At 37.8% G+C, this 18,937-nt stretch carries 20 protein-coding genes and 3 pseudogenes; 9 read left to right on the forward strand and 14 right to left on the reverse strand.

What is annotated here, in order from left to right; genetic code table 11:
• Both ACFIMX_RS07200 and ACFIMX_RS07205 read left to right on the forward strand, forming a co-directional pair.
• Positions 1 to 658, forward strand: a 658-nt coding sequence (locus ACFIMX_RS07200; RefSeq protein ID WP_375639783.1) for a tyrosine-type recombinase/integrase, incomplete at its 5' end; no start/stop codon positions are given.
• Positions 659 to 867: 209 nt separating this feature from the next.
• Positions 868 to 1,068, forward strand: a complete 201-nt coding sequence (locus ACFIMX_RS07205; RefSeq protein ID WP_375694247.1) for a helix-turn-helix transcriptional regulator — start codon at positions 868 to 870, stop codon at positions 1,066 to 1,068.
• A gap of 99 nt (positions 1,069 to 1,167) precedes the next feature.
• Here the strand turns inward: ACFIMX_RS07205 and ACFIMX_RS07210 are convergent.
• From ACFIMX_RS07210 to ACFIMX_RS07220, 3 genes and pseudogenes are all read right to left on the reverse strand, one after another.
• Positions 1,168 to 1,573: pseudogene (locus ACFIMX_RS07210) on the reverse strand (hypothetical protein).
• The gene (locus ACFIMX_RS07215) at positions 1,515 to 1,847 is read right to left on the reverse strand and encodes a hypothetical protein (protein WP_375639786.1); all 333 of its coding nucleotides are present in this window, start codon (positions 1,845 to 1,847) and stop codon (positions 1,515 to 1,517) included. The pseudogene ACFIMX_RS07210 and the gene ACFIMX_RS07215 overlap by 59 nt, the downstream one beginning before the upstream one ends.
• A gap of 101 nt (positions 1,848 to 1,948) precedes the next feature.
• Positions 1,949 to 2,956, reverse strand: a complete 1,008-nt coding sequence (locus tag ACFIMX_RS07220; RefSeq protein ID WP_375694248.1) for a filamentous hemagglutinin — start codon at positions 2,954 to 2,956, stop codon at positions 1,949 to 1,951.
• 73 nt (positions 2,957 to 3,029) lie between these two features.
• On the opposite strand from ACFIMX_RS07220, the pseudogene ACFIMX_RS07225 reads away from it, so the two are divergent.
• The 3 genes and pseudogenes from ACFIMX_RS07225 to ACFIMX_RS07235 form a co-directional block, all read left to right on the forward strand.
• Positions 3,030 to 3,476 (forward strand): annotated as a pseudogene (locus ACFIMX_RS07225) (DUF488 family protein).
• Between the two features lie 102 nt (positions 3,477 to 3,578).
• Positions 3,579 to 3,932 carry a hypothetical protein gene (locus ACFIMX_RS07230; RefSeq protein WP_375618460.1) on the forward strand — a complete coding sequence of 118 codons (354 nt, stop codon included), beginning with the start codon at positions 3,579 to 3,581 and terminating at the stop codon, positions 3,930 to 3,932.
• Positions 3,884 to 4,780: pseudogene (locus ACFIMX_RS07235) on the forward strand (tyrosine-type recombinase/integrase); the annotation flags it as partial. The gene ACFIMX_RS07230 and the pseudogene ACFIMX_RS07235, both read left to right, overlap by 49 nt.
• Positions 4,781 to 4,836: 56 nt before the next feature.
• Here ACFIMX_RS07235 and ACFIMX_RS07240 read toward each other — a convergent pair.
• The 6 genes from ACFIMX_RS07240 to ACFIMX_RS07265 form a co-directional block, all read right to left on the reverse strand.
• The gene (locus tag ACFIMX_RS07240) at positions 4,837 to 5,136 is read right to left on the reverse strand and encodes a HigA family addiction module antitoxin (RefSeq protein WP_375618459.1); all 300 of its coding nucleotides are present in this window, start codon (positions 5,134 to 5,136) and stop codon (positions 4,837 to 4,839) included.
• Positions 5,137 to 5,154: 18 nt separating this feature from the next.
• Positions 5,155 to 5,367: a type II toxin-antitoxin system RelE/ParE family toxin gene (locus tag ACFIMX_RS07245; RefSeq protein ID WP_375618458.1), complete on the reverse strand. Its 213-nt coding sequence runs from the start codon at positions 5,365 to 5,367 to the stop codon at positions 5,155 to 5,157.
• A 273-nt stretch (positions 5,368 to 5,640) separates the two neighbouring features.
• Entirely contained in the window at positions 5,641 to 6,309 is a 669-nt protein-coding gene (locus ACFIMX_RS07250; protein WP_375640016.1) for a ribonuclease HII, read from the reverse strand.
• A gap of 177 nt (positions 6,310 to 6,486) precedes the next feature.
• A complete protein-coding gene (locus ACFIMX_RS07255) occupies positions 6,487 to 7,383 on the reverse strand; it encodes a 4-(cytidine 5'-diphospho)-2-C-methyl-D-erythritol kinase (RefSeq protein ID WP_375618456.1) in 897 nt (298 codons plus the stop codon).
• 240 nt (positions 7,384 to 7,623) lie between these two features.
• Positions 7,624 to 8,472 carry a S49 family peptidase gene (locus tag ACFIMX_RS07260; RefSeq protein WP_012754808.1) on the reverse strand — a complete coding sequence of 283 codons (849 nt, stop codon included), beginning with the start codon at positions 8,470 to 8,472 and terminating at the stop codon, positions 7,624 to 7,626.
• A 192-nt stretch (positions 8,473 to 8,664) separates the two neighbouring features.
• Positions 8,665 to 9,453 (reverse strand): tRNA1(Val) (adenine(37)-N6)-methyltransferase, encoded by a 789-nt coding sequence (locus tag ACFIMX_RS07265; RefSeq protein ID WP_375618455.1) that lies wholly within the window; start codon positions 9,451 to 9,453, stop codon positions 8,665 to 8,667.
• Between the two features lie 179 nt (positions 9,454 to 9,632).
• On the opposite strand from ACFIMX_RS07265, the gene ACFIMX_RS07270 reads away from it, so the two are divergent.
• The 4 genes from ACFIMX_RS07270 to glyS all read left to right on the forward strand — a co-directional run bounded on the left by ACFIMX_RS07270 (position 9,633) and on the right by glyS (position 15,754).
• Positions 9,633 to 10,709, forward strand: coding sequence for a polyprenyl synthetase family protein (locus ACFIMX_RS07270; RefSeq protein ID WP_375618454.1), 1,077 nt, complete (start codon positions 9,633 to 9,635; stop codon positions 10,707 to 10,709).
• A gap of 95 nt (positions 10,710 to 10,804) precedes the next feature.
• Positions 10,805 to 12,499, forward strand: coding sequence for a tetratricopeptide repeat protein (locus ACFIMX_RS07275; RefSeq protein WP_375618453.1), 1,695 nt, complete (start codon positions 10,805 to 10,807; stop codon positions 12,497 to 12,499).
• Between the two features lie 91 nt (positions 12,500 to 12,590).
• The gene (locus tag ACFIMX_RS07280) at positions 12,591 to 13,532 is read left to right on the forward strand and encodes a glycine--tRNA ligase subunit alpha (RefSeq protein WP_375640013.1); all 942 of its coding nucleotides are present in this window, start codon (positions 12,591 to 12,593) and stop codon (positions 13,530 to 13,532) included.
• On the forward strand, positions 13,532 to 15,754 hold the full coding sequence (gene glyS / locus ACFIMX_RS07285; protein ID WP_375640012.1) for a glycine--tRNA ligase subunit beta: 2,223 nt from the start codon (positions 13,532 to 13,534) through the stop codon (positions 15,752 to 15,754). The genes ACFIMX_RS07280 and glyS overlap by 1 nt, the downstream gene beginning before the upstream one ends.
• A gap of 124 nt (positions 15,755 to 15,878) precedes the next feature.
• On the opposite strand, the gene ACFIMX_RS07290 is transcribed toward glyS, so the two are convergent.
• From ACFIMX_RS07290 to ACFIMX_RS07310, 5 genes are all read right to left on the reverse strand, one after another.
• On the reverse strand, positions 15,879 to 16,373 hold the full coding sequence (locus tag ACFIMX_RS07290; protein ID WP_375612090.1) for a F0F1 ATP synthase subunit B: 495 nt from the start codon (positions 16,371 to 16,373) through the stop codon (positions 15,879 to 15,881).
• 11 nt (positions 16,374 to 16,384) lie between these two features.
• Positions 16,385 to 16,951, reverse strand: coding sequence for a F0F1 ATP synthase subunit B (locus ACFIMX_RS07295; protein ID WP_375640010.1), 567 nt, complete (start codon positions 16,949 to 16,951; stop codon positions 16,385 to 16,387).
• Between the two features lie 143 nt (positions 16,952 to 17,094).
• The gene (locus tag ACFIMX_RS07300; protein WP_005773968.1) at positions 17,095 to 17,325 is read right to left on the reverse strand and encodes a F0F1 ATP synthase subunit C; all 231 of its coding nucleotides are present in this window, start codon (positions 17,323 to 17,325) and stop codon (positions 17,095 to 17,097) included.
• A gap of 53 nt (positions 17,326 to 17,378) precedes the next feature.
• Positions 17,379 to 18,137: a F0F1 ATP synthase subunit A gene (locus tag ACFIMX_RS07305; RefSeq protein ID WP_375618463.1), complete on the reverse strand. Its 759-nt coding sequence runs from the start codon at positions 18,135 to 18,137 to the stop codon at positions 17,379 to 17,381.
• Positions 18,138 to 18,144: 7 nt separating this feature from the next.
• Positions 18,145 to 18,579, reverse strand: a complete 435-nt coding sequence (locus tag ACFIMX_RS07310) for an AtpZ/AtpI family protein (protein WP_375618449.1) — start codon at positions 18,577 to 18,579, stop codon at positions 18,145 to 18,147.
• Positions 18,580 to 18,937 lie beyond the last annotated feature (358 nt).

Here is an 18,937-nt window from a genome sequence, read left to right on the forward strand (position 1 = left end):
AGATGTTCCGGCTTTTTATAAAACACTTTGTGAAGCATCAACCATAACAAAACTGGCTTTGCGTCTGCTTATCCTTACAGGTAAACAACGCCATAAGATCACGAATAGACCAGCAATGGATTGGAAAGATGTTCCTGCCTTTTATCAAACACTTTGTCAAACAACAACCTTAACACAATTGGCTTTGCGTTTGCTTATTCTGACAGGGGTCCGTACCAACTCTTTACGTCATATTCGTGAAGATCAAGTTGATGGGGATATCTGGACCATACCTGCTGAAAATATGAAAGGAAAGCGCGATGCTACAACAGAATTTCGTGTGCCTTTATCATCAGAAGCAATGAAAGTAATTGAACAAGCCCGCTGTATCTCTAAAAGTGATTTCATTCTGTCTTTTTCTGGTCGTGCTCCCATTGCTGAAAATCGTATGGCTCAATATATGAGAGACAATAAGCTTGAAGCCTGCCCGCATGGTTTTCGCTCTAGTTTACGCGATTGGCTTGCTGAAACAACCGATGCCCCTTATGAGGTCGCTGAAACCATTCTAAGTCATACAGTAGGAGGGCAAGTAGAGCGCTCCTATCGTCGTACTGACTATCTAGGACAGCGCCGTGTCTATATGGATAAATGGGCGGCTTATGTCACAGGTCAAACCTAAAATATGGGGTGAATAACCCCATTATCTGTGGATAACTTTAGCTCTCTTTTCTCTCATTCTTTCTCAATAAGAGTCATAAATTATCACATCAGAAATTATATGATAAAATATTGTTTTCTATGAATAAAACATCTTTCTAAATGAACCAAAATGTGGTTAATAAATAGTTATGATTTGTTACCATTTTTTTATAGTGAAAGGATTTTAATATGACAGCAAATGATATTCTTTTAACAGACCGTGAAAGTGCAAAATTGCTTCATATGAGTGTTTCAACATTCCGCCGTCATGTAACCAATGGCTCTCTCCCAAAACCTTTAAAATTTGGTTTTTTATCGCGTTGGTTACAATCAGATCTTTTGAATGTCATCGAGCAAGCAAAACAGCAACGTTATAACGACGCGGCATAAAAAAACCTTGTCATGTAAGGACGGACAAGGCTTTTTCAAACTTATTATCCCAGAGCTTTATTTGGTGTAAATTCAAGGCTTTCTCTGCTGAAGCATGACTTAAGGTTTGCATTCAAGTTGTTCTGAATGTTTTTTACAATAAGGGCTATTTAAGCGCCTCTTGACACTTCTCTGTGGGATGACAGCACCTGGACGACAAATCGGAAGGTTTTCTTCTTTAAAAGTATAACACCATCCCCCTTCATGTTCATCTTTATAGTGGAATCCTGATTGAATCATGCAAGCATGGACTGTTGCCTATGCATTAATACTCTGCTCTCTGCTTTCTGAATCCTCATCATAAGGCATTGGCATTCCACATTCCAATAAAAGCTTTTCCTATCTCAGTAAAATCTGCTCCTGGCTTCTCCCACATATACATATACCCTGGAGCAGACTTAAAAAAATTACACCCAGCTATACTTAACAGGATTATCCCGCTTAATAATCTTAAAATGTGTTTCATTTTTTGCTCCATGAATTAATTGAATCAATTTGTATCCGGTGAGATGAACCATAATCATGCCTACATGCTCGATCCGCATTTGCATAACAAACATGAGGACTTGGATAATCAAATAGTACTTTCTTTGCCTCTTTAACTGCGTTACTACCAAGGGACTCTTGTCAAAAGTAGCGGGATTTTTGCCAAACACAACACCAACAAAATCATCTGCATGGTTTTCCAAGCCGACAGTGGTTTTCTTTCCATCCCTTAAGATATATAACGTATCTGCCATGTCTTGAGTATTATAAGCTGGACCAAAAAAATTAACCGTTGTTTCCTTTGCTATACCGTGAACACCATGCTTTACTAAATCGTGTGATCCATTTCCTGCTGTTATGGTCCACGACTATGGGCATCATCATGCAATCCTGTATTGCCATAAAGATACATTGTATCCTGGAATTTCTTGGTTGAATTGGTCAATCCAAAAAAAAATCTACCTTCCAGAAACTTCTGAAAAATCGCTATCCCTACTTCCACTTCCCAGTCTTCAGCTTCTGGGAAGTATGTAAAATAAAGGGGACCATGATCATTGTCAGCAAACTGGACAGTATAACGCGCAGCATCATCTGGTGAGGTAAAAATACCATTGTAAAACATATGAACCTTGCCATCAGAACCTTTTTGTAAATGTTTTTCTTCTTCTGGTGTTAAATAGTGATACAGAGGTATTTTTCTTCCATAGCTGTCTTTTATATAGTTTCCATTTTTATCTGTTGCATAGAGGACATTGCCATTTTCATCATGCTCAACCTCACCCTCAGGATGCTCTTTGAGATATGCGAATTCGCGTATTTTGTCCCAGTATCCCAATCCTTCATCCGATAAATCATTGATCATATCTACGCGATTATGCACTGCTCCTTCAAGCGGTGCGACATCTAGCTGTCCTACTGCTTGGTGGGCTGTAGCGGTGTTGCGGTTGAGTGCATCAATGATTTGTCCAGCATCTTGCCCCATCGCCCTCTGTCCAGTTGTATCAGTAAGGATGATAGTCCCATCGCTGATAGCAGATTTGGTTTTCCCTTCTGCTCCATCCTTGGCTTTGCCGTGATTTAAAACATTCTTGGCAATGTTTTTTATCGTGTCATTCCCAGAAATGCTAAACCCATGGCTGCTGGCTTTAGCATGCGCACTGTTGGTGATATCACTGGTGCTAATGCTTCCTGTGGTCAGGCTGTTTTTGTCCGCTGAGGCTGTGCTAGCAATAATGCCTCCGGTTAGGGTCGTTTTGTCTTTAACAATGATATTAAAGCCGCCATCACCCGCTTTGATGCCTGATTGCTCCACAACACTATGATAATCGCTAGAGGATTTATCCTTTTGGAAAGAGGCACTCATGGAGCCCCCACCTATTTACTAAGGAAATTAAACGTGTGTAATATCAAACATATCATCATACAGTCTGCTAAAGATGAGAGCTTTGTTTTTTACCATTGGCTATGAAAGAAAATCCTTTGAGGACTATTTCAATCAACTTATCAAAAATAATATTAAACTTTTGTATGATATTCGTAAAAATCCAATAAGCAGAAAATACGGATTTTCAAAAAGACAATTAGAGAAAGTTGTAAACAACATTGATATTGAATATATGGCATATGCCTGAACTTGGAATTGCCTCTGAAAAACGAAGAAATTTGAAAACACAAAAGATTATGATCGCCTTTTTGAAGATTATAAAAATACAACTCTCAAGGATAATTCTTGTGCAATAAACAAATTATATCAAATTTTTTTTAACAAAAAGCGCGTTGCAATCACCTGTTTTGAAGCCAATGTATGCATGTGTCATAGAGGACAACTCGCATTAGCTCTCATTCCATTGCCTGATTGGAAATATGAAATTAAGCACACCTAAAAAATAAATTTGCATATTTTTTAAAAATGGGAGTGCCCATATGCCTCCCAGCCCCCTACCCATTCCTAACAACTTTTAAGTGATGCATGATTCACGCTACGGGTGAATTCTGCGCAAATCAAGGAAAAGAAATATGAACTGACTGATAAAAAAATTGAGGTTGGTGGATACATTACACTTTACCGCATCCGTGCTTTGAGAGACTTTGGAGATGTAAAGGCAGGTGATCTTGGCGCTTTTATACAAAAAGAAGACAATCTAAGTCATGATGGCAATTACTGGATAAGTGATTATGCAAAAGTCTATGGTTATGCCAAGGTTTTTGGGGATGCACATGTTTACGGTGGCACATTTATTAGTGGAAAAGCTAAAATTTATGACAGTCCATTGATTTCCATCAGAGCAAATATACGCTGGCTATTAAACAAGCGCAAAATGGCATCTCCAAGAAAATAAACAGACTTACAAAAGGCTCTTTCGATTGGTTATTGCATCAGTATTTACAAAACATGCAATGGCATAATCAATCAGAATCTACTAAAAAAGTTAAATATCGAATTCTGAATAATGTTTCTAAACATATCGGTGATCGTGCATATAAAAGCATAAACAAACAACACATGCTTGAAGCCGTAGACAGAAGGCGGGATACCCTCGCGGCGGCAAAACATTTTTTAACCTCTTTAAACGGTCTCTTTAATTGGGCGGTTGATAATGCCCTTTTAAATAGAAATCCTGCCTTTAATATAAAAGCACCAAAATCTTTAAACAGTGGGGGATTACTGCCATGGCTAGAAGAGGACATAGACAAATATTATCACCGTTGGTCACATGGTACACATGAACGCGTCTGGATTGATGTTCTTCTTTATACAGGCTTGCGTCGTGGTGATGCCGTTCGTATCGGCTGGAAAGACGTCAAAGATAATATCATTTATCTCAAAACAGAAAAGAGCCAATTTAAAACAGATGTTTTTCTTCCTATTTTACCAGAACTAGAGGAAACCCTTAAAATTGGTCCCATAGGTAACGAAACATTTATTTGTGGTAAAGGTGGAAATAAGCTTGTCAAAGAAAGTTTTGGCAACCTCTTTCGTGAAGCATGTAATGCGGCGGGTATTAAAAAATCAGCGCACGGATTGCGAAAATTAGCAGCAACACGTGCAGCTAATGCTGGTGCGACAGTTTCGCAAATGAAAGCGCTTTTTGGCTGGACAGAAGATAAAATGGCATCCCTTTGTACCAGAACAGCCGATAGAAAACGACTTGCAATAGAAGCAATCAAAAAGCTACAAAAAAGTTAGAGCAATGGGCAGCAGCTAAAAAACAAACCAAAGCACCATCAAAATTATTAACGAAATCAAAGCGGCGTTTGAGGTGTATCAGAAACAAGAAGAGAAATAGGTGGTTGTGCCTGTTGCTTTGTTTGCCATAAATTATAGTTTGTTTGCATATCCAACCAAAATTTTGCTTTACTAAAACCAGCCAATTCTAATTTAATAGCAAGCTCGGTACTTATAGAAGCATGTCCGTTAATCACTCTTGATAAAGAAGCTCTTGTCATATGGAGATGATCAGCTAATTTTTGTATTGTTATCCCCATTTCTTCTAAGAAAGCTACTTTCAGAACTTCACCCGGATGTGCGGGGTTATGCATCATTTTTTTTCATTCCTCTCATCAATGGTAATCTTGATAATCAACAAGCTCCACATCTGTTCCTATAAAGCGAAAAGTAACACGCCAATTTCCATTCATCCATATAGAATAGTACCCTGTAAGTTCACCTTTAAGAGGGTGTATTTTAAAGGCAGGCGCTCTCAACATTTCAGGCGTAGTAGCACTTGTTAAAGCCGTTAAGATAACACGTGATTTTTTACGTGATCTGATCAAATAGCTTTTGTGGAACCTGTTGTATAAAATAATTTTAAGCCCTTATGTTTAAAACTCACAATTGCCATATACCGCCCCTTGTCGTATATCATTGCTATACGGTTAATAACAATAAGAGTCAAGCCCATGTTAGAAATATCTGATTCTATATCTGGAAAAATGGATGGGAATAAGTGATAAAAAAGCTTCAAAAAGGTTAGGGATAGATACCCAAAAAAACATAACAGAATCAATGATTATAAAATCCCTTACTCTTGTAATAAATTATTGATTTTAATTGCCTTTTTTACACTCTTTTAGTGGTGCAAAACTATAACGATGTAATCCTATAACTGGTCCATATTTATCAAGAGCTGTACGATGCGCTAGCGTTGCATAACCTACATGCTTCTCTAAACCATACCCTTTATAAACTTGTCCTGCACATTCCATCATCCGGTCACGCGTTACTTTCGCAATAATAGATGCGGCTGCAATGGAAACCGAACGCTGATCACCCTTAATCAACGCCATTGCAGGACAGGACAACTCAGAAGGAATATCACGCCCATCAACAAGGACATAGTGGACTGGTATGGCTAATCCTATAATACAGCGACTCATTGCTTCTAAAGTTGCTTTTCTAATATTGGATTGATCAATTGTACGGGCACAAAGACTGGCAACTGAAACCGCTAATGCACTTTGCAAAATTTCATGATAAAGTCTATTTCGTTGGAGAAAAGAAAGTTTTTTTGAATCATTTAACCCATTAGGAATACGATCTTTATCCAAGATAACTGCTGCTGTTACCACAGGTCCAGCGAGAGTCCCCCGTCCTACTTCATCAACACCTGCTATATAAAAAAAACCCTGTTTTTGCAAATCCAATTCGCACGAAAAATTTGGTTTTAGCGGAAAATTAAACATCTTTGATAAATCACAAATACAACAAACATACATCTATTTCTGTAGACTGATCATTTTTTGCAAGCATTACAGTTTTAAATGCCTCTTCAAACATTCCGCGAATTCTTGCACAAAAAATAAAAAAACACATTTCTTTGGTTACCCTCTTTTATTATGTATAATAAAATCATGATGAAATAAAAGCTTTTATATTTATTTATCAAATATTTCCTAAGTCATGATAGGTTTTACAAACCAATTTGGGTGCATTGATTTGATAAAAAGAGCTGCTTGTTGCGCCGTTTGTTTATTTTTAAAAATGCCAAAGCAAGTTGCTCCCGTTCCAGACATACGGGAAAAAAGAGCCCCACATTCATCTAATATAGATAACACTTCAGCTAACTGAGGTGCTATTTTTAATGCAGGAGAAAAAAGATCATTACGCGTTTCTTGTAAAACTTCAACTAATGAATCAACACTCTTTAAAGCGTCTGTATTAATTTTTAAAGAAGGATTATGACGCTTTTCTAACGCTTTAAAAACAGCTTGTGTTGAAATCTCTTGTCCATGATTAACCAATACCATTGCTAATGAACAAGCTTCTTTTAGTCGTATCATCTCTTGACCAATTCCTTTAACCAAAAGCGGCTGCTGATACTTTAATGCACAAAGGCACATGGGAACATCAGCACCAAGAACTAAGCTCATTTTTGCTAATTCTTCGTAAGAGCAATCAAGATTCCACTGCCGACGCAACATGCTGATAACCCCAGCTGCATCACCTGAGCCACCACCAATGCCTGAAGCAACAGGTAATGTTTTTACAAGCCGAAAAAAAGCAGGTTGAGCACATTCCGGAAAAGTCTTATGCATAAAGTCCCGTGCGCGAATAACCAAATTGTCTAAATGAGAAACAAGTCCTTTTGCAAACGGCCCCGTCAAAACAAACTGATTATTTTCACAAGGTGCATAGTGTAGACAATCACCGCTAAGACTAAAATAAACCAAACTTTCTATTAAATGATATCCATCAGCACGTTGCCCCACAACATGTAGAGCTAAATTCAATTTAATAGGTGTAAATAAATAGGAATGTCTTTGGAACGAAGTTTGTACATTTGATATCATATGACGTAATATTCACTTACATAGGGTTCTTTTACAAATTCCCCCTTTTATCCATACTTTTATTAGCACAAGCCCTATAAGCAGCTTGGAATATTCTTAATCGTTTTCTAAACAAACAATAAATATAAAGAGCACTCATACAAAATAAACGACATGTTTTCATTCATATCATTTCAAGCCTTTTTTCTTCTAGCATCTGTTTTTAGATAAAAATCTCTCTGGCTTGAATGAACCTTTCCATCACAAACCATAACGCTGCCAAAGCGCTCGCTCTTCTGCTGCCATCAATGCACTATCAACGACTGTATAAACCGTATGTGCCGTCACTCCTGAAGGCGTTTTAGGTCCTAAAAAACTTTTTGGAGGCATAATAAGTCGAAGTTTTGCATCATTACCAAAGCGCTCCTTAATAACAGAACGTACATCATTCAATCCATCAACCAGACCAAGCTCAACGCTTTGTTTTCCACTCCAAAACATTCCTGTAAAGAGATTCGAATCATCTGATAATTTTTCAGCACGCCGTTCTTTAACCAAATCGATAAAAGTTTGATGCACTTCAAGTTGGAGAGATTTCAAATGCTCAATATCCGCCTTTTTTTCTGGCTGAAATGGATCTAATGTAACTTTGTTCTTTCCTGCTGTGTATACACGCCGTTCGATACCAATTTTCTTCAAAAGTTCCGGAAAACCAAAGGAAGCTGAAACCACTCCAATGGAACCAACAATTGAAGAAGGATCTGCAAAAATTTCATCCCCTGCACAAGCAATCATATAACCACCAGATGCTGCAATATCTTCAATAAACACAAGAACCTTTTTATTTTTTTCTTCTGCCAAGTCACGAATGCGCTTGAAGATAAAACGCGATTGTACAGGTGAACCACCAGGAGAATTAATAATAAGTGCAACAGCCGGTGACTTTTTGTGTGCGAAAGCCTTCTCTAAAAGATTTGCACACCTACTGAGGGAAAGGGTACGAGATATAGATGCTGATGAATCCATAATTGCTCCTTGAAGGCGCACCACAGGAATTTCAAGTTTATCGGAAGAAAAACGGCGTGGAATAAAACTTTTAATAAAATCCATCAAAACAAAATCTCCTTATAAATTAAGAACAATTAAATAGGCAAGGACAACAAAAAGGAACAACGCTATAATATCCAAAAGCGCCAATCAATCCCCACATTACAACCAGAAATATAACTTCACCCAAAAGCTAAACCTCCCTAATGACAAAGTGTAGACTTTAAATAATAAACTAAAAAACACAAGATACTATTAGAAAAGTTCCCACAAGCTTATATATCCATTATTAATTGCATCAACTCGAGGTGAAAAAGTATGGTCATTACCTTCATGTATAACCAATGCCGGTAAAATAGATAAAGCTGCTCTGCTTCCTCGTTTTGCGTAAAATAAAAGACGAATTGCTGCTGTTTTCGCACGGGCATGCACAGGAATTATACAAATACCACCAAAACGCCCTTCTAAAGCACGCAAGATATCTGTCAGCGATTGTGGACGTGCAATGAGCCCTAAGTATCCACCTGGCTTAACAATAGCTGCTGCACTCCGCAACCAGTTATCAAACATTGCTTCAGACATAACATGTGCTTCAGATTTTTGTTTATCAGGTGTCTTACGATCGGTGGGATTATTAAAAGGTGGATTCATAATCGCAAAATCAAAGCTATTATCTATCAAACCTGCTTTTATACGGGCATTCCCTTTGAAGGTAACATCTGCTTCTAGCAAACAAATTCGGCTAGCAAATTGTTTATTTTGTTTTAGCATAAGCGTTTTTTGAGCGTAAGATACCATAAAAGCTGAACGTTCAACTAAGGTAACATGAACTTTCAGACAACGCGAAGCAACAGCCAACCCTGCAGCTCCAGCACCTGCACCTAAATCAACAACCTTGCCCTTTAAATCACTTGGAACCAAACTAGCTAATAACATCGCATCCATTCCAGAACGATGACCATATTTATGGGGTTGAACCAAATAAAATTTCCCGCGGTGAAAACTGTCAATTGTTTCACCACTCTGATTCGCTGCTTTATCCATTTAAAAGCCTAATGCTCACCTTTATAAACTGCATTTTTGCCATTCAGCTGCTATTTTAAATTTTTTATTATTTTATAACAATAAGATTACACTCGCTAAAGAACATTTCTTGCCAATAACATTCCAAGCTAACACTTTTAAACGACATCAAAAGCTTGAGTCAAAACCAAACCCCCTTTATGCTAATGAATAAAGTAAATTTTATATATGTCCATTGCAATACTCTAGGAGTAAACACATTGAGTGCAGCTATCAAACCAAAACAAATAAGAAATAATCAAATTTCTCTTCAATCTCTTGTCAATCTTACTCAAAAAGATATGGAGTGCGTAAATCAATTTATTCTCTCTATGGCAAAATCAGAGGTTGAGATGATCCCTGAAATTTCTAACCATCTTATTTCATCAGGTGGAAAGCGATTACGTCCAATGATTACGCTTGCTTCTGCTCATATGTTCGGTTATCAAAGTGACGGGCATATAAAACTCGCAACAGCTGTTGAATTTATGCATACAGCAACATTACTACACGATGATGTGATTGATGAAAGTAATTTACGACGTGGAAAATCTACAGCACGGATGATTTGGGGGAATCAAGCAAGTGTACTTGTTGGTGATTTCCTATTGGGTCAGGCCTTTAAAATGATGGTCGATGTCGGCTCCATAGAAGCGCTCTCTGTCCTAGCCAATGCTGCTGCAATTATTGCTGAAGGAGAAGTTATGCAACTTTCTGCTGCAAAAAATATCAAAACAAGCCCTCCAGACTATCTCAAAATCATCAATGCAAAAACAGCAGCACTTTTTTCAGCAGCCGCTGAAGTAGGACCCATTATTGCTGGCTATGGAAATAAAGAGCGTTCTTCATTACGTGAATATGGAACATCCTTAGGTTTAGCTTTCCAATTAATTGATGATGCACTTGACTATAGCGGTAGTGCTCAAAATTTAGGAAAAAATATAGGGGATGATTTTAGAGAAGGAAAAATCACAATGCCTGTTATTCTCGCATATGAGCGTGGGAATATGGTAGAAAAAGATTTCTGGAAAAAAGCGCTTGAAGATGGCAATAATAATGATGAATCCTTCGCACACGCGCAACACTTAATGGAAAAGTATGATAGTATCACAGATACAATAGAACAAGCACGCATCTATGGAAAATATGCAATTGATGCTCTTGTTCCCATGAACGAAAATCTTGCTTACAATGCTCTCGTTGAGACTGTTGAATTTTGTATTGCGCGCGTAAACTGAATTCTTTGCAAGAAGCGCAGTATTTCTCAATAAAGTAATGAGATATGATCTATAAACAACACCATCGATTGATTATCTTGAAAAGGATTAGCTCCATGTGCTCTGCAACGGTATCTCAACTTTTTGCCCTCTTTATCGTGGGTATCATGCTGATGCCATCCCTCACCTACAGTAAAATAAGTGCAGCAACTCATACAAGCTCATTTACAGGTGCTTATTTAGCTGGAAGGGTTGCAAATCATGAAAATAAAACAGAACTTGCTATCAATTATTTTAAACAAGCACTGGTTTATCAACCTGATAACATTGAAACACAAAAAGAGCTCCTTGAAGCTATGCTCTCAGTCGGAAACTTTAAAGAAGCTGTCCAACAAGCCCAAAAACTCAAAGAAAACGATGTTATAACTCCCTTTGTTTCCTTAACTTTGTCAGTAGAAAGTCTCATCAAAAAAGATTATAAGAATGCCAAGGCTCTTCTGAAATTAAAGGAACTTCCTACGTCCAATAATCCAATACCTGAACTCATCGGTGCTTGGATTACATTTGGATCTGGACAAAAATCTCAGGCAATCAATGATCTTAAGAAACTCAAAGGTCCTGTCTGGTATGATCTTTTTATATCTTATCATCTAGCACTTATGAGCGACCTTGCAGAACGGCCAAAGGATGCAAAAAAATATTTCATTAAAGCACTGAATAACAAACAGGGAACTCTTATCGCTCCTAATACTTATGAGCGTATTATCATAGCCTATGCCTCATTCCAATTGCGCCATAATATGCGCAACCAAGCTCTTCAAACAATCCAGCATGGCGAACAAATGTTGTCAGGTCGAGAAGTCCTTAAAAACTTTCGAGAAAAAATTGAAAAAAATTCTTTCTTAGAGAGAGTTATTAAAACACCTCAGCAAGGAGCAGCCGAGGTATTATATAATTTTGGAACAGCCCTCAACCACAAAAACTCAGGGCGAATTGCACGTATTTTTAAGCAATTATCTTTCGCCTTATACCCTCAAAATGACGCAACACTGTTTCAGCTCGCACACATTTCTGCTAAATTGAACGATCCACATCAAGCAATTAAACTTTATCGCGCTTTATCCCCTAAATCTCCTTATTATAAAGATGGGCAACTTCATCTTGCATTCCTTCTTGCCAATAACAATAATTACAAAGAAGCTATAAAATTACTCACATTATTAAATAAAAAATTTCCCAATGATCGTAATATTTTGATAACGCTCATTGCTTTTTATATGCAGGACAATAAATTTCTTGAGGCCATTAAAACTCTAGACTACGCTATTACAAAGATAAAAAACTTTCAGCAGGACGATTGGAAACTCTTTTATCAGCGTGGTATTGCTTTTGAACGTTTAAAGCAATGGCCAAAAGCAGAACTTGACTTGCGAAAATCACTTGAATTTTTCCCAAATCAACCGCAGGTTCTTAATTATTTAGCCTATTCCCTTGTGGAACGTGGTGAGAAGCTTGAAGAATCGCTCCGTATGCTACAAAAAGCCTCTGCTTTACAAGCTCACAACAGTCATATTCTCGATTCTTTAGGGTGGGCTTATTATAAACTAAAAGAATATAATAAAGCAGTGCAAATATTAGAAAATGCTGTCAGATTACAACCTGAAGACCCAACACTGAATGATCATTTAGGGGATGCCTATTGGAAAGTTGGGCGTAAACGTGAAGCAATCTTTCAATGGAATCACGCAATTGACGGAAAACCAGAAAATTCTGAACAAATTCAAGAAAAGTTGAAATTTGGTTTGCAATAAACGATGCTTAACCATAAACCACATGAATAATAAATAGAGAAACTAAAATTACTTTGGTTTTTTGTTTAGTCCAATATAAAGAGTATAAAGCGTGAAACTGCCTGAACATCTTAACCCCAAACGTTCTTTTCAGGGACTAATCTTAACTTTGCAAAATTATTGGGCACACTATGGATGTGCAATTTTGCAACCTTACGATATGGAAGTCGGAGCTGGAACTTTTCATCCAGCAACAACATTACGCTCTCTAGGACTACGCCCTTGGAAAGTTGCTTATGTCCAACCCTCTCGACGTCCAACAGATGGCCGATATGGTAAGAATCCAAATCGTTTACAACACTATTATCAATTCCAAGTGCTTCTCAAACCCTCTCCGCTCAATCTACAAGAACTTTATATAAAGTCGCTACAAGCTATCGGGCTTGATACAAAACTGCATGATATTCGCTTTGTTGAAGATGATTGGGAAAGTCCCACTCTTGGTGCTTGGGGGCTTGGATGGGAATGTTGGTGCGATGGAATGGAAGTCTCTCAATTTACTTATTTTCAACAAGTGTGCGGCATTGAATGCGCTCCAGTTTCAGGGGAACTCACATACGGTCTTGAGCGTCTAGCGATGTATATCCAAGGGGTTGATAACGTCTATGACCTTAACTTTAATGGTTTGGAGGGAGAAAACAAAATAAGTTATAGAGATATTTTTTTACAGGCAGAACAGGAATACTCATATTACAACTTCGAATTTTCTGATACAAAACTGCTCCATCAGCACTTTATCGATGCAGAACGCGAATGCAGGGCACTTCTTGATGCTGGAAAACCAAATAAAGAAAATGTATTCCATCGCTGTGTTTTTCCTGCCTATGACCAATGTATTAAAGCGAGCCATATCTTTAATCTTTTGCAAGCACGTGGCGTTATTTCTGTAACCGAACGACAAAATTACATTCTTCGCGTTCGTAATCTCGCGCGCCGTTGTGGGGAAGCCTTCTTACTCACAGAAGCTGGACAAATATATACTGGAGAAGCCTAATGTCTGATCTTCTTCTTGAACTTTTCAGTGAAGAAATACCCGCACGTATGCAACGAAAAGCTGCTGCTGATCTCAAAAAATCTGTTACAGATCAACTTGTGAATGCTGGATTGATCTATGAAGCTGCTCGTGAATATTGGACACCTCGTCGGCTAACATTGGACATACGCGGACTTTCCATACGCTCAAAAGATATCCATGAAGAACGAAGAGGTCCTAGTATAAAATCACCACAGCATGTAATTGATGGTTTTCTACGTGCAACAGGATTAAACGATATTTCTGAAGCACATATTGGACATGATGATAAAAAAGGGCATTTTTATATTGCTAAAATTGTTAAAAAAGGTCGAGCTGCAGAAGAAATTATTGCCGATATTTTACCGAATATTATCCGCAACTTTCCGTGGACGAAATCTATGCGTTGGGGAAAAGATTCAGCACAAAGTGGTGCTCTGAAGTGGATTCGACCTTTACAAAACATTCTTTGCGTCTTCGGACCAGAAATTGGTGAAACACATGTTATTCCGTTTACAATTGGTTCTCTTAAAAGCAATAATTTAACTTATGGTCATCGTTTCTTAAGTGATGGAAAGCCATTTCAAGTGCGCCGCTTTGATGATTATGTTACTCAACTTGAAACCCATAAAGTCATTCTGGATGCCGAGAGACGAAAGAATATTATTTTAGCTGATGCCCAAAATCTCTGCTTTGCCAACGGTTTAGAACTGGTTCAAGACAATCCGCTCCTAGAAGAAGTTGCTGGTCTTGTTGAATGGCCTGTTATCTTGATGGGTGATTTTGACCAATCATTCCTTGATATTCCTCCAGAAATTATTCGCTTGACCATTCGAGCCAATCAAAAATGTTTTGTTACCCGTAAACAAGGAGAAAAAGTAAAACTTTCTCATCATTTTATTCTCGTTTCTAATATTCTTTCAAATGATCAAGGCAAAGAAATTTCAAAAGGAAATAGTAAGGTTGTCCGTGCCCGTCTTTCTGATGCACTTTATTTTTGGCAAACCGATCAGCGTGATTTGCCTGATATTCAACAATTGGAATCTTCTATAAAAAAATTTGATCTTGATATAAAAAAGCCTCTTGATCAAAGAATGGCGCGACTTGATCATTTAAATGTAACTTTTCATGCTAAATTAGGTACGCAAGGTGCAAGAGTAGAACGCATTGCTACACTCGCACAAGAAATTGCACCTTTGATACAGACAGATCCTCTTTTAGCAAAACGTGCAGCAATCCTTGCAAAAGCTGATTTGCAAACAGAAATTGTCGGAGAATTTCCTGAACTACAAGGGGTTATGGGACAAAAATATGCCCTTCTTCAAGGGGAAGATCCTCGCGTAGCTGTAGCAATCGAAGAACATTATAAACCTCAAGGACCAACAGATCGTCTTCCACAAGAACCGCTTGCTATAACCGTTATGCTCGCCGACAAAATTGACACGCTCGTTGGCTTTTGGCTCATTAATGAAAAACCAACGAGCTCAAAAGATCCCTATGCGTTAAGACGAGCAGCATTGGGAATTATTAGGCTTGTACTTTCGCGAGATTGGAAAATCAATCTTATGCCGTTGTTCCAGTTAGCAACGAATCTTTTCTTACAACAAAAAAATAAATATGAAATCTCTCAAAAAGAAAATTCACAATTGCAGAATCTGCTTCCAGAAAAAACAGAATATATTTTATCAGACCTGTTATTCTTTTTTCATGACCGTTTGAAAATCTATCTAAAAGAGGAAGGTGCTCGTTACGATGCCCTTGAAGCCGTTTTAAATAAAGATTCTGATGATTTTTTATTGGTTGCACGTCGTGTCGAATCGCTTATCGCTTTTATCAATACCCATGATGGAATGAACTTTGTAGCCTCTGTAAAACGTACTGCCAATATTCTTGAAAATGAATTTCAAAAAAGCACAACAATAGCGAATGAAATTAATCCTGAACTCTTTGTCGAGAAAGAAGAAAAGCAGCTCTATCATGCAATCTGTGAAGTAGAAAAACAGGTTCTTGCTCCCATCAATGCGACAAATTTATCATTTGCACTCAGTGTGCTAGCGCCACTTGGAAAATTGATTGATATATTTTTCGAAAAGGTATTGGTGAATGATAAAAAACCTGATGTTCGTGCTAACCGTCTTGCTCTTCTCAAACACACTCACATTATTACACAATCGGTTGCAGACTTCTCAAAACTTATCATTTAAAATCAAATTACCCTATTAACTGATAAAAACAATGAAGATAATTTGTTCTTTTTTATGACTTTTATTAATTAATATTGAGAAAATCATGCAACCAAAGAGACTGTTCTTTATCTCTCAAATATCATTAATTAAGATATGTTTTCATTTTGATAAATGATTCTTTCTCAAGAGACTCTTTGATAAGTTCATCTGCCTTGTTAGAATCTATTTCCCTTGCAATAAGGGTACGTGCTGTAGAAATTGCCAAATCAATCGCCGATGAAGAAACCATGCGTATTGCATCAGCTTCTGCTTGGGCAATTTTTTGTTCTGCCAATTTATTGCGATTTTTTACATATTCTTCTGCTTTTGCACGGGCCTCAGCAATAACAGATTCAACTTCATGCTTTGCTGCTGCAATAATTTCTTGCGCATCTTTTTCTGCTTCTGCATGTTTGCGTTGATATTCAGCCAATATTTCCTGTGCCTCTTCACGAAGACGCAGGGCCTCATCCAGTTCATCTTTGATACGTTTCGCGCGCGCATCAAGATGGTGTATAACTCTCTGTGGAATTTGGAAATAGACTAAAAGAGCCAAAAAAAGAACTAACCCAACAAATGCCCAAAAAGTATCAGTCATCTTTGTCTTCCTCAATAATCCGCAGTTTTAACAACTGAACGAACAGCCTCTTTGCTGATATCAAAGTCAATCAATTTTTTCACAATTTCAAGAGCTACTTCTTCAGCGATAGAACCAACATTTTGCATCGCTTTATCCCGAATTTTTGCTATCTGTTTTTCAGCATCTGCAAGTTTTTTCTCTAGACTCTCTTCAATTTCTTTCCGTTCAAGCTCTGCCTTTTCTTTTAATTCTTCACTAGCTACCTGCGCTATAGCCTGCGCGTTCAAACGCGCTTCCGCTAATTTCCGCTCATAAGTTTCAACAACAATGTCTGCTTCTTGCTTCATGCGCATTGCCTGATCTAAATCAGATGCTATTCGATCTCGCCGTGTTTCAATAACACCGCCAATACGTGGTACAATTACACGGGAGATAAAAAGATAAAAAAGTCCGAAAGAAATTGCCAACCAGAAAAAATGCGAACCAAAATGCACAAAATCAAAAGGTGGAAACACACGCTTTGCATGCTCTGCCACCTTTTTAATATGTTCTATCGACGTTTCAGTGTTCTGTGCATAAGCGCTTGAAACAAACATCTTCTTTCATCCTTTAAATAGCTTATTAAAGCCCTCTATAACCGATGATAACTGACTAACATCTCTCTGGCATCTCTCTGGTTAAGAGCCTAAAAGGGTAAATCTTTCCTCATGCAAGAACAGATATACCCTTTTGATAATGATTAAACCCCAAAAAGAAGTAATAAAGCAATGAGCAATGAAAAAATTCCCAAAGCTTCTGTTACAGCAAAACCAAAGACGAGACGTCCAAACTGACTATCTGCTGCTGATGGATTTCGTAATGCACCAGAAAGATAGCTACCAAAAATATTACCAAGTCCTAAAGCTGTTCCAGCCATACCAAAGCAAGCAAGACCAGCACCAATATATTTTGCTGCAAGCACCATTTCCATGTTATTCTCCTTTAAAGCGAAATTGCATTATTCGACGGAAAACCGCCAGTTTATTAATGTCCTGGATGAATTGCATCATTAAGATACATACAAGTTAAAACCGTAAAGACGTAAGCCTGAAGAAATGCGACCAAAAACTCAAGAGCAGTAATTGCTACAGTCATAATAAGCGGTAAAATCGAACCACCCACACCTACGAGTCCTACCCCAATCATTGAAACAACAAACCCAGAAAACACTTTAAGCGTAATATGACCAGCAAGCATATTCGCAAAAAGACGAAGAGAAAGACTAATTGGACGGGAGAGAAAAGAAATAACCTCAATCATTGTCACCAGAGGTAAAACCACAACAGGAACTCCACTGGGAACGAACAGTTTCAAAAAACTGACCCCATGCTTATAAAAGCCATAACCAATCACCGTCAAGATTACCACCATTGCTAACGAAAACGTGATCATGATTTGAGACGTAACCGTATAAAAATAAGGAAAGAGACCAATAAAGTTAGCAACCAAAATAAAAGTAAACAGAGAAAAAACTAAAGGGAAAAACTGCATTCCCTGCACACCAGATGATTCCCGCAGAGTCGATGCTACAAATTCATATGCCATTTCCGAAAGAGACTGTATCCGCGTTGGAACCAATCCACGACTCGATGATGAAATAAAGAGAAAAATAGAAGTTACAACAACCGTGAGGGCTGTAAACAATGATACATTTGTAAACGATAAATCCATATTTCCTATGGAAATCTTAATCAGCCTTGAAACCTCAAACTGATGAATAGGATCTGGAGCGTGTGCTGTCACTTCAACCTCATTTATCGGACCTCTCATTGGCCCCTTTATCTTGTTTATCTTGGCGCAATACGCCTTTTTTTCCTAATTGACTGGAGGAAACATACCCCACAGACCGAAGAATACTCAATACACCCGCAGCAAATCCAAAGAAGAGAAAAAATACCAATCCCCAAGGCCATGAACTTGCTAACTTATCAAACCCCAACCCCAAAACAATACCAACTATAATACTTGCCAGAAACTCACTGGAAAGCTTAATTGCACCTGCCATCCTTCCTTGTGATTTTTCCCGCTTACTCTTATACTCCCGCTTCTTTAATGCTTGCTTGCGCACTAAAGCTACGCTTAAGTTCCTACTACGACATTCCAAATCCTCTGAATGAAGACACTCTCCTTGCTTTTTCTCTTCAGCCTCCTTACGGCTCATAACGGGTTTCTCGCCCATCGCCATCATTGGCTCCTTAATTAAAAAGCAACGTAAGAATACATTTCATAAAACCGTGTGCATCATATTGTTCCCGAATTTATTCGTCAAGATACTAAAAGAAATCTATCACAAGTTATCGTATAAATTTCATTGCAGAAATAACGTATTTTTCAATTTACATGCTTTCTTAAAAAGATATTCTAAGCACCTAAACCGATTTCACGACAGCACCCGTGAATGTATAACGAAAAGTTCCCGTGAATAATATAAAACTTATAGAACAACCATTTTACGCTTAACGAAAGATGTAAACTAATACCATCTTATTTTCCAACTCCCAATGTTATATCAGTCCTAGTTTTGAAAGAGAACATAGAAAACT

This window comes from Bartonella sp. AD24XZML, from assembly GCF_042196485.1.
Taxonomy (GTDB): Bacteria; Pseudomonadota; Alphaproteobacteria; order Rhizobiales; family Rhizobiaceae; genus Bartonella.